This is a genomic window from Flavobacterium sp. 25HG05S-40 (genome assembly GCF_052654735.1).
The window spans coordinates 3,206,906-3,218,590 of record NZ_CP199750.1; the positions used below are offsets into that span (position 1 = coordinate 3,206,906).

Annotated in this window: 11 protein-coding genes; 1 reads left to right on the forward strand and 10 read right to left on the reverse strand. The window is 38.3% G+C overall.

Annotated elements, in window-relative coordinates; translation table 11 throughout:
* Positions 1–16: 16 nt before the first annotated feature.
* Genes ACULEU_RS14000 through ACULEU_RS14035 form a run of 8 tightly spaced genes read right to left on the reverse strand, consistent with a single transcriptional unit; the run spans position 17 to position 8,605 of the window.
* A complete protein-coding gene (locus ACULEU_RS14000; protein ID WP_445453184.1) occupies positions 17–718 on the reverse strand; it encodes a sulfite exporter TauE/SafE family protein in 702 nt (233 codons plus the stop codon).
* Positions 718–1,167 carry a FixH family protein gene (locus ACULEU_RS14005; protein WP_445453185.1) on the reverse strand — a complete coding sequence of 150 codons (450 nt, stop codon included), beginning with the start codon at positions 1,165–1,167 and terminating at the stop codon, positions 718–720. Before ACULEU_RS14005 ends, ACULEU_RS14000 begins: the two co-directional genes overlap by 1 nt.
* An 11-nt stretch (positions 1,168–1,178) precedes the next feature.
* Positions 1,179–2,600: a cytochrome c oxidase accessory protein CcoG gene (gene ccoG, locus ACULEU_RS14010; RefSeq protein WP_445453186.1), complete on the reverse strand. Its 1,422-nt coding sequence runs from the start codon at positions 2,598–2,600 to the stop codon at positions 1,179–1,181.
* A gap of 12 nt (positions 2,601–2,612) precedes the next feature.
* Entirely contained in the window at positions 2,613–3,557 is a 945-nt protein-coding gene (locus ACULEU_RS14015; RefSeq protein WP_445453187.1) for a cbb3-type cytochrome c oxidase N-terminal domain-containing protein, read from the reverse strand.
* Complete coding sequence (locus ACULEU_RS14020) at positions 3,554–3,754, reverse strand: CcoQ/FixQ family Cbb3-type cytochrome c oxidase assembly chaperone (protein ID WP_445453188.1); 201 nt, start codon at positions 3,752–3,754, stop codon at positions 3,554–3,556. The genes ACULEU_RS14015 and ACULEU_RS14020 overlap by 4 nt, the downstream gene beginning before the upstream one ends.
* 4 nt (positions 3,755–3,758) lie before the next feature.
* Entirely contained in the window at positions 3,759–5,948 is a 2,190-nt protein-coding gene (ccoN, locus tag ACULEU_RS14025; protein WP_445453189.1) for a cytochrome-c oxidase, cbb3-type subunit I, read from the reverse strand.
* Positions 5,949–5,950: 2 nt separating this feature from the next.
* On the reverse strand, positions 5,951–6,145 hold the full coding sequence (ccoS, locus tag ACULEU_RS14030) for a cbb3-type cytochrome oxidase assembly protein CcoS (RefSeq protein WP_445453190.1): 195 nt from the start codon (positions 6,143–6,145) through the stop codon (positions 5,951–5,953).
* A gap of 3 nt (positions 6,146–6,148) precedes the next feature.
* Positions 6,149–8,605: a heavy metal translocating P-type ATPase metal-binding domain-containing protein gene (locus ACULEU_RS14035; RefSeq protein ID WP_445453191.1), complete on the reverse strand. Its 2,457-nt coding sequence runs from the start codon at positions 8,603–8,605 to the stop codon at positions 6,149–6,151.
* A 107-nt stretch (positions 8,606–8,712) separates the two neighbouring features.
* Between ACULEU_RS14035 and ACULEU_RS14040 the strand changes: the two genes are divergently transcribed.
* Positions 8,713–9,393 carry a Crp/Fnr family transcriptional regulator gene (locus ACULEU_RS14040; RefSeq protein ID WP_445453192.1) on the forward strand — a complete coding sequence of 227 codons (681 nt, stop codon included), beginning with the start codon at positions 8,713–8,715 and terminating at the stop codon, positions 9,391–9,393.
* Positions 9,394–9,789: 396 nt separating this feature from the next.
* Here ACULEU_RS14040 and ACULEU_RS14045 read toward each other — a convergent pair whose 3' ends face one another.
* Positions 9,790–10,755: an OmpA family protein gene (locus ACULEU_RS14045; protein ID WP_445453193.1), complete on the reverse strand. Its 966-nt coding sequence runs from the start codon at positions 10,753–10,755 to the stop codon at positions 9,790–9,792.
* Between the two features lie 54 nt (positions 10,756–10,809).
* On the reverse strand, positions 10,810–11,571 hold the full coding sequence (locus tag ACULEU_RS14050; RefSeq protein ID WP_445453194.1) for an exodeoxyribonuclease III: 762 nt from the start codon (positions 11,569–11,571) through the stop codon (positions 10,810–10,812).
* Between the last annotated feature and the right edge of the window lie 114 nt (positions 11,572–11,685).

An 11,685-nucleotide genomic window follows, 5' to 3' on the forward strand; every position in this document is an offset into this window, starting at 1 on the left:
TATAAATTTTAGTTAGTTAATGACAATTAGGGTCCGCCTGAATAAACAGACTCATGGTACTGGGTGACATATAGGGAATTCCCAATCCCATGCCTCTAAGGATAAAAAGTAGTCCGAGACAAACTACTACAATAGGAATTATTTTCTGAATTTTACTGCGAACGGGAACACTAAAGAGTTGCTGCAGATACACTACACCGCTCAATAACGGCATGGTTCCGATTCCGAAAAGTATCATATACAAAACTGAGAAATGGAGTTTCGGCATTGTCAAAGCCCCAAAAACAGCTGCGTATACCATACCGCAAGGCAGTAATCCGTTTAACATTCCGATAGAAAATATTGAAGAAAACGTCCCTCTAGTAAATTGTTTTCCCAGCTTACTTTTCAATTGCGAGATTATTTTAAACGCTGGCTTTGACAAATTGTATTTGGCAAATACATTCACTGGAAGCAGTATCATCAGAATCATGGCGACTCCGGCAAAGATGGAGAGCTGTTGCTGCACTCCGGCCAGATAAAATCCACGTCCAATAATACCAAAAAACAGTCCAATAGCTGCATACGAAAAAATCCTGCCGAAATGATACGTGATAATCTGCAAGGCTTTTTTCTCCGGATTGTTTTGAGCCACAGGAAGCATCATGGCGATAGGGCCACACATGCCAATGCAGTGCAGACTGCTAATCAATCCCAGTAATAGCGCCGCGTATAACATTACTCAATGAATAATTTCTGTTTGGTAATATAGTCTTTCCCTTTGTAGTTCCATGAGATGGTCATGTCCCACTTGCCGCCTGCAAAATCCGCTTTAGGTATGAGCATTGTGGAATTGGATAATTGAAGGGAATATTCAAAATCCAACAGTTTAGCAGACGGCCTGTAAAGGGACACTTTACCTTTAATATCATTAGCATTAAACTCTTTTGGGAACACAATAGAGACACCTTTGTCTGTCTTGCTTATCAAGGGTTTTTCGCTTAAATCTTCAGCATTTTGAATTTTGGCTAGTTCTTCGCTGTAATGTGCGTCGTGCTTGTAGTATTCTTCCACTACAAGTTCGTTGTCGTATTTGGAATTGCTTTGTACTTTAACAATAAAAAAAAGTATAAAACTGATAAATAATGCAAAAGCCAAAACGATAGAGGTTCCCCAGTTTAATTTCATGATCATCAGTGTTAATTAAAAGTTCTCGGACTTAAAAAATTAGTTGTTGTGGTTTCAATCAGACGTTTACCTTCATAAACGCCAATCTTAATTTTAGTTTTATCGTTATCGAGTAAATATTTGCTCACTTCGATAAAAAGTGTTCCTTGCGACATTTCCTGAGCCTTTATCGAAAAATGACTTTTACCGACTGTGGTAATCGTTCCTTTTTGGGAAATTAGCTCAAAATGGATGTCGTTATAATCCTTCATGGTTTTGTTGACTATTTTGTAGGTATAGACATTACTGATATTGTCTCCTTTATGTTGGAACAATTGTCCTGGCAAACGCAATATGTCAGCCTCAACCTCAGTTCTAAGGAAAAGTAATCCTGTAAGCACTCCTATCAATATTGCTAAAACGGCGGTGTATCCTTTCATTCTAGTTGTAAAACGAAAAGGCTCATTCTTTTCGATTTCGTCTTCCGAAGCATAGCGAATTAATCCTGTTGGCAAACCGACACCTTTCATTATAGTATCACATTCGTCTATGCAGGCCGTACAGTTGGTACATTCTAATTGCGTTCCGTTGCGAATGTCAATTCCCATGGGGCAAACATGTACACATTGCATACAATCAATACAATCGCCTTTTCCTGTTACTGCGCGGTCTTCTTTTTTATTGAATTTGGCTCTACCGATTTCTTTTTCACCGCGAACAAAATCATAGGCCACATTAATCGATTTATTATCTAAAAGTACGCCTTGTAATCGCCCATACGGACAGGCAATAATGCATACTTGTTCGCGAAACCACACAAAGATGAAATAGAAAACACCCGTAAAAATTAACAGTGCTATAAAGTTCCCCAATTGCACCATTGGTCCTACTTCAATCATTTGAAATAAGGCATCGCTACCGATAATGTACGCCAGAAAAACATTAGCAATCAAAAAAGAAATCACGAAAAACACGGTCCATTTCAGCAGTCTCTTTCTGATTTTCTCCCCATTCCACTCTTGTTTTTCTAATCGTATTTGTGCTCCACGGTCGCCATCAATCCAGAATTCTATTCTTCTGAAAACCATTTCTAAGAAAATAGTTTGAGGACAAATCCATCCACAGAATATTCTTCCGAAGACCACCGTAAAAAGTATTACAAATACTACTCCTATAATCATCATCAGAACGAAAAGATAGAAGTCTTGTGGCCAGAATGGAAATCCGAAAATATTGAATCGGCGTTCCAAGACATTAAACATCATAAACTGATTTCCATTTATCTTAATAAAAGGATTGGCTATCAGTATGGCTAGCAAAAGATAACTGACATACTTGCGATAGTCGTAGAACTTTCCGCTGGGCTTTTTAGGAAAAATAAACTTTCTTTTCCCTTCGTCATCCAGTGTTCCGATGGTATCTCTAAAAGCGTCGTCGTTATTATTTTTAAGCATGATTTTGTTTGTTTATTTAGTCACTTCCGCAACTTTGGGTGCTACCTCAGCTTCGGGCGCTAACGTTTTAGCTGCAGCCGGATCAACCCAAAGTTCACCATCTGGCGCTTTAGCATCTTTAGGATTGCTTCCTTGCAAAGACAATATGTAACTAGAAACTTGTTGTATTTCTGTTGGTTTCAATGTGGCTTTCCAAGCTACCATTCCTTTTCCGTCACGACCACCATTTGTAACGGTATGGAATAGATTTTTAATGTCTCCTCCAAAAATCCAGTGCTGGTCTGTTAAGTTTGGCCCGATTTGACCACCACCATCTGTACGGTGACAAGCAGCACAATTAGCATCGAAAATAGTTTTTCCTTTAGCTAAGCTTGGTGCATCGGTTAATTTAGTAACCTTACTTTCATCCATCATATCGGGCGCTGTCAACATGTATTTTGCAATATCTGCTTTGGCTTGAGCCATTTCTTTGCGAAGTTCCGTTTCCTGATTATCGCCACCCATGATTTCAAATCGTACCATATAAACCGCTGCAAAAACAATACAACCATAGAAAAGGTAAAGCCACCACGGCGGTAATTTATTGTCTAACTCTTTAATTCCGTCATAATCATGATCCAACAATAAAGAGGCATTTTCAATAGGTTCTGACTTGGTAAGCATTTTCATTAAATTCTTGTACCATTGTTGGTCAGCGATACTAAAATCTACACTAGTTGTTTCGGCGAGCTTTTGTTTTTGCTCTTCCGTCATCATGTGATAGGTAACATTATCTACGGCTGCCACTACAATTTCTATAGCGATAAGTAAGAATAGAAAAACAAATAAGAATACGGCTACCATCGGATACTTTACAAATGCTGGACGATCACCAGAATCGATAAAATATTCCAACGCAGCAAAAACAGAGAAGAAGATTATTGGTAATCTTACATATACTGGGACTAACTTTTTCATTTTTCTCGATTTAATGGTTCGTCAATTGGGTTTTCGTTCAATGGCATGCTGCTGAACGCAGATAGAGTTTCTTTTTTATAGGTAAACACCCAAACTCCCAATGCCAGGAAAAAGAGGAAAAAGATTAACAGGGATAATATTGGGTAAATAGCTACCCCTGCAATAGTTTCCATATTATGTTTAATGGCTTCAAACATGGCTTTATTTTTTAGCGTTATCTTTTACTTTAATATCGGTTCCAAGTCTTTGTAAGTAGGCTATAAGAGCAACAATTTCACGCTTATGCATTGGTACAAATTCTTCTCCTTTAGCTTGCGCTTTTTTCTTGCTTTCTTCATAACTCTTTACAAAGTCAGGATCAGCATATAAGTTTTTCTCAATTTTTTCTCCCTGAATTTGCATCAGTTTGGCAGCAGATGCTATTTCATAATCGGTATAAGGAACTCCTAGCTCACGCATCACTTTCATTTTCTTTTCGGTCGATGAAATATCTAAAGGTTTGTTGTCAAACATCCATTTATAACCAGGCATTATAGAACCTGAAGAGGTGGATTGTGGATCCCACATGTGATTGAAATGCCAGTTGTCGTTGTATTTTCCTCCAACTCGAAGCAAATCCGGACCTGTTCTTTTAGAACCCCATAAGAATGGATGATCATATACATATTCTCCAGCTTTAGATTGTGGTCCATAACGCTCTACTTCGCTTCGGAAAGGACGTACCATTTGAGAGTGGCAGCCTACACAACCTTCACGAATATAAAGGTCACGACCTTCCAATTCAAGTGGCGTATAGGGTTTTACACTGCTTATGGTTGGTATGTTAGATTTGACCATAATGGTTGGAACTATTTGGATAATACCTCCAATCAAAATAGCTACAGTAGCCAATAAGGTTAATTGAATTGGTCTTCTTTCTAACCAAGGGTGGAATTTTTCTCCTTTGATTCTTGAAGTGCTTATTTTTTCAAGTTCTGGTGCTTCTGCTAATTCATCTGTAATGGCAGCATTAGCTTTAACAGTGCGAATGATATTGTAAACCAAGATAAACATACCAATGATGTACATGGTTCCACCAATAGCACGCATCCAATACATCGGCATAATTTGGTGAACCGTTTCTAGGAAATTACCATAAGTTAATGTTCCATCAGGATTGAATTGTTTCCACATAGATGCCTGAACAAATCCGGCAACATACATGGGAAGGGCGTAAAGGATGATTCCTAATGTTCCTATCCAGAAATGGAAGTTGGCTAATTTTGTAGAAAACAAAGGCCCTTTGGTCATTCTTGGAATCAACCAATAAATCATACCAAATGCCATAAACCCATTCCACGCTAAAGCGCCAACGTGAACGTGTGCAACGATCCAATCGGTAAAGTGTGCAATAGCATTTACATTTTTAAGCGAAAGCATTGGGCCTTCAAAAGTGGCCATACCATAACCCGTAATGGCTACAACGAAAAACTTCAAAACCGGTTCTACACGTACTTTATCCCAAACACCTCTCAGTGTCAATAATCCGTTTATCATACCACCCCAAGATGGCGCAATAAGCATTATTGAAAACACAACTCCTAGGTTTTGTGCCCAGTTTGGCAATGCAGAATACAATAAGTGGTGAGGACCAGCCCAGATGTAGATAAAAATAAGCGACCAGAAATGCACGATAGACAATCGGTAAGAATACACAGGTCTGTTCGCTGCTTTAGGAACAAAGTAGTACATCAACCCTAAAAATGGTGTCGTCAAGAAAAATGCCACCGCGTTATGACCATACCACCATTGTACTAAAGCATCTTGAACACCGGCATAAACAGAATAACTTTTGGTTAACGATACCGGAAGCTCCAAACTATTAAAAATATGCAGTACGGCTACGGTAACAAATGTGGCTAAATAAAACCATATCGCTACATATAAATGGCGTTCCCGTCTTTTCAGAATGGTTCCAATCATATTGATTCCGAATACTACCCAAATTAAAGCGATGGCAATATCGATTGGCCACTCTAATTCGGCATACTCTTTCGAGGATGTGTATCCTAAAGGCAATGTAACTGCAGCTGCAACAATAATCAGCTGCCATCCCCAAAAGTTTAAATTGCTTAAAAAATCGCTGAACATTCTGGCTTTTAAAAGTCGTTGTAGCGAATAATAAATACCTGCGAACATCGCGTTTCCAACAAAGGCGAAAATAACGGCGTTGGTATGTAATGGACGTAATCTTCCGAAGCTAAGCCACGGAATACCATCGGTTAAATTGGGAAAAAGAAAAAAGAAAGCGAGCAATAGCCCGACTGCCATACCTACAACGCCAAAAATAATAGTGGCATAAAGGAACTTTTTTACAATTTTGTTGTCGTAATAAAATTGTTGCATCTCCATAATTAAATTTGTTTTTTACTTGGTTTGTGTATTGGTGTTTCTGTATTATTCGGTTTTAATTCGTCGTCAAAAAGCATGCGCACTGACGGAGTGTAATCATCCTCATACTGACCGCTTTTTACAGCGCGTATGAAGGCAGCAAAAAAGCATATTGCTACGATGATACTGATGGAAATTAAGAGATAAATAACGCTCATACCTTATGTTTGTTGGGTCAAAATTACGTTTGGGTTTTTCTTTAAACTATGATATTTATCATACTCTGTAGGAGTTTTGACGGTTTGAAGTCCACGTGCATAAAAATTACTGGCGAGGGTTACAAAACTGATGATGGTAATGGTGCTCAAAGGCATTATTATAGCAGCTACAAGAGGCAATAAATTACCTGTTAACGCAAAACTCAATCCCACCACATTGTATAGCAATGACAATCCAAAACTTATTTTTATCGTCAGCATGGCTTTTTTGGAGAGAGCCAGATATTTATCTAACTGGTTTAGCACTGATGCATCCAGAATACCATCACAAGCTGGAGAAAAAATATTGACATTTTCAGAAATGGCTATTCCAACGTTAGCTTGTGCAAGGGCTCCGGCATCGTTAAGTCCGTCACCAATCATCATCACGGTATGCCCCTTTTGTTGCAGTTTTTTAATAAACTCGAGTTTTTGTTCCGGTTTTTGATTGAAAACCAATTCGCTTCCTTTAGGCAGCAATTGTTCTAAAACACTTCGTTCTCCTTCGTTGTCACCAGACAACACTTTCATCGTATATCCTTTTTGTAATTTGGATAACAAATCCGAAAGACCAGGACGGTATTCGTTATGAAAAATATATTTACCCAATACTTTTTGATTGATACTGATATAAACCGTTGTTTGGATTTTTTGTGCTACTTCATCGATGCCCATTAATTTTGCCGAACCAATGCGTATTTCATTTTCACCTATTTGCGCTTTGATGCCTTGTCCGTTGATTTCTTCAAAAGCTTCTAGTGCCATCGTTTTGGACATGGGAAGTTCGTCGTAAATCATTCTGCTTAAGGGGTGATTGGAAGCTCTTACGCTATTTTTTATCCACGATAATGCTGTTGCCGAAAGCGCTTCGCCTTCATAGGTAATTCCAGATAACTTTCCTGACGTTATCGTTCCTGTTTTATCAAAAACAATAGTATCTATTTTTGATAATTGTTCTATTACTGTGGCATTCTTTAAATACACCTTTTCTCTTCCGTATATTCTAAGAACATTCCCTAAAGTAAACGGAGCTGTCAATGCCAAGGCGCAAGGACAGGCAACAATCAGCACCGCTGTAAATACATTGAATGCCGTGTTGGTATCGTAAAAAATCCAATATCCAAATCCTATTAACGAAATTAGGAGTAAAATCGGAGTAAAATAATGACTTACTTGGTCAGTAATCGATTCAAATCTACGAGCCGCTTTCTTTTCAAAAACTTCATTGCTCCATAACTGCGTCAGGTAACTTTGGGAAACCGGTTTTAATGCTTCCATTTCGATTATGGTTCCGTTTAGTCTTCCTCCTGCAAATATCTTATCGCCCGAAACTTTGTTAACTGGAATGGATTCTCCTGTTACAAAACTGTAATCGATGGCGGCACTTTTTGACAAAAGAATACCGTCGGCCGGAATAAGTTCCTGATTTCTGATGAGCAATCGGTTGCCTTTGTCTATTTCGTAAATCGGAATATTTTCTTCGAGGTTATCGCCTTTGATTCGGGTTACCGCCACCGGGAAATACGATTTATAATCGCGTTCAAAACTCAGGAAACGATAGGTTTTTATCTGAAACGATTTCCCCAATAACATAAAGAATATCAATCCGGTCAGACTGTCAAAAAATCCGGGGCCGAAATCAAAAATGATATCGACCATACTTCTGACAAACATCACTACAATTCCCAGCGCAATTGGAATTTCAATACTTAGGATTTTAGCTCTGAGACTTTTATAGGCTGCCACATAATAACCACTGGCCGAATAGAAAAAACTGGGCAAAGAGAGCAAGCAAATTAATGTTCTGAAAAAGTTGCGGTATTGATCGAGCCAAAACTCTTTAAGTTCAAAATACTCGGGAAACGACAATAACATGATGTTTCCGAAACAAAAGAAGGCAACACCAAGTTTGTAAGTTAATGTTTTGTCCTGAACTTTTTTCTCGGAATCGTACTGTTCCAATGAAATATAGGGCTCATAACCTATCCGGCATAAAAGCAACACAATTTCCTTTAACGTGATGGCTTCGGAATTATAGGTAATACGGACGGTCTTTTCGTGAAAATTGACCTGTGAAAAACTAATTTCAGGTTGTAGTTTTCGTAAATTTTCTAATATCCAAATACAGGAACTGCAGTGAATATGCGGAATGTGTAACGCCACAATATGTGATTTCCCTTCACTAAATTGCAGTAACTTTTCGGCTATTTTTTCATTATTTAGAAAATCATATTTACTACTACTTTCGAAAGGAGTAGCACCCGGTGCCTTTTCAAAATCGTAATAGGAACTTAATCCATTACTGCTGAAAATCTCGTATACCGTTTTACATCCGACACAACAAAAATTTTTGTCGTCGAAATGAATTTCATCAGCAGGGCTGACCTCTAATCCACAATGGAAACAATTCCCAATATCCATAATATGCTCATTTTACCTGAGGCAAAGTTGCTGCGACATTTCTCTAAAAAAAATGATATTTATCATGTTAATGGTTACCTTTGCGCTACCTAGTAATCTATTTTGGCATGAGTAAATGTGAACAGTGTATCGTTAGAGAATTCAGTTCGTTAAAAGCGCTAAACAAAGACGAGTTGATTAAGTTGGCGCATTGCAAAACCTCTAAAATTGTCCGTAAAGGGGAAACTATCTTTAATGAAGGAGAAACCATCAATGGTGTCTTTTGTGTAAAAGACGGCGTTTGTAAAATGACCAAGCTCAGTGCCAACGGTCGGGATCAAATTGTTCACTTGGTAAAAAGAGGCGAGCTATTGGGACAACGTTCCATGATTAGTGATGAACCTACCAATCTTTCTGCAGTAGCCCTTGAGGACATGCAGATTTGTTTTATTCCGAAAAGTGAAATCCTAGGTTTTTTTAATCAAAACAATCAGTTTTCGATGAACGTAATGAGAACCATCTGTGGTGATCTTAAGGAAGCTGATAATATTATGGTGGATATGGCGCAAAAAACGGTTAAAGCACGTTTGGCTCATACCCTTTTGTATCTCGAAGATAATTTTGGTATCAATACCGATAAATCGCTGAAACTGCAGTTGTCTCGCGAAGAGATTGCTAGTATGATTGGAACCGCGACCGAAAGTTGTATTCGTTTACTCTCGGAGCTGAACAAGGCTGAAGTAATCAAGCTTGACGGAAAGAAAATCACCATTTCCAATCGTAAAGAATTGATGAGAATAACGGAATAGCCCTTATTTTTTGAGTTATTTTATCTAAAATCGTAAACCGATTTTATCACATACGTAACAATTCACCAAACAATCAATTTGTGGTCTTCTTCGACTTTGATAGGTTGAAATTCCTTGTTTTCAGGCATTAGGCAAATACCTTCTTTATCACTTCTAGCGATGATGCAACCGTCATTATTTAACAAAATAACGATGGCTTCCCTACTAATTGTGGCTGAAAAAGAAGCTTACACGCAGCGTAAAAATTAGCACAATCGACTAAAGCATACATGAGATAAAAGTACGAAATCGGTCGCTATTTCGGAAGAACAAAAGTTAATTTTGGAGATTGTTGATCACTAAAAAACCCACCAAGTTTGCTCCTGATGGGTTGGGTGTTTTTGTTCTAGAAACGAATTAAAACTCGTTCAGCATTTTGGAAATCTCATCTAATTTAGGCGTTAAGATGATTTCTATTCTTCTGTTTTTGGCTTTCCCTTCCGGCGAATCATTGCTTAAGATTGGTGCAAATTCACCACGACCTGCAGCCGTTAAATTTTGTTTTTTGATACCCGCGTTTTCTGCTAAAATATTTACTATGGCAGTGGCTCTTTTAGTCGATAAATCCCAGTTGCTTTCGATACCGCCACCAATGTTTCCAAGAATTTTATCGTTGTCTGTATGTCCTTCAATCAAAACGGTAATGTCCGGATTTTGAGCTAATACTTTTCCGACCTCCACAACAGCGCGTCTTCCTTCTGAACCCACAGCCCAACTTCCGGTTTGGAACAGTAATTTGTTTTCCATAGATACATACACTTTTCCGTTCTTTTGCTCAACAGTCAGTCCTTTTCCTTCAAAAGCATTCAGCGCTTTGGACAAGGTGTCTTTTAGTTTTTTCATCGCCGCGTCTTTGGCGGCAATCATGCTTTCCAATTCGTTCAAGCGTTTGGTATTTGAGGCTAATTCGGCATTCAATTTATTCAATCGGTCTTGTTCGGCTGCCAACGATTTTTCTTTAGAATCCAACTGTGTCAAAAGCTCTCGGTTTTTGGCCATATTGTTTTCTAAGGCATCGTTACTATTTCTTTCTAAAGCGGCATACGAATCTTGTAAGGCTTTTAAATTGTTACTCGTAGCAGTGCAATCCGCCTGCAGTTTGGCTCTGTCTGCTTTTACCATATCCAATTCCGCCATCAAGGCTTTGTTAACTGAATCAAATTCGGCATTAGCCTTGTGAAGCTCGTCGTTTTCATCTGCTATTAATCGGTTTTCCTTCTTCAAGTCGGTGTATTTATTTTCCAAATCGTTGTAGATTTTTTTTGACACACACGAAGACAGTAAAGTCAACATAATCATTCCTAATACTATTCTTTTTATCATCCTATATTCTTTTTATCTTGTTTCTTTCTTCTTTTCTCTTGCTTCTTGCTTCTTTTAGTCAATCTCCACCAAAATCGGACAATGGTCAGAATGTTTGGCTTCGGGCAGAATAACGGCTCGACTCATTCGGTCTTTGAGGTTTTCGCTTACTAAATTGTAATCAATACGCCATCCTTTATTGTTTCCTCTGGCTCCGGCGCGATAGCTCCACCAACTGTAATTATGCGGTTCTTTATTGAAATGACGGAAGCTGTCAATGAATCCTGATTTCATAAAATTATCCAACCAAGCACGTTCCTCGGGCAAAAATCCGGAAACTGTTGCATTTCGTATTGGGTCATGAATGTCAATAGCCTGATGACAAATATTATAATCGCCACAAATAATCAAATTCGGAATCTCATTTTTCAATTCATTAATATACCGCTGAAAGTCATCCATGTATTTGAACTTATGGTCCAATCTGTCCAAATTCGTTCCCGATGGCAAGTACAGACTCATGACGGAGATATCATCAAAATCGGCTCTCAGATTTCTTCCTTCAAAATCCATGTGGGTCACTTCGGTTCCTTTAACAACACGGTTTGGTTTTATTTTAGACAAAATAGCGACTCCGCTATAGCCTTTCTTTTGTGCCGAAAAATAATATTGATACGGATATCCTGCCGCTGTGATGGCTTCTGTTGGGATTTGATCTTCGGTTGCTTTGATTTCCTGAAGGCAAATCACATCAGGATTTGCTTGTTGTATCCAGTCTAAAAATCCTTTAGTAATGGCAGCTCTGATGCCGTTAACGTTATAAGAAATGATTCTCATGAGGTCTTCCTTAGCTTTTTTAAGTTCGTTTCGTTCGGCGTAAAGGCCTTGTGTCAAAAGTAAATAAAACAAACATAAATTTATGATTTAAGCGCAACGTTTTTTGTTGAATCA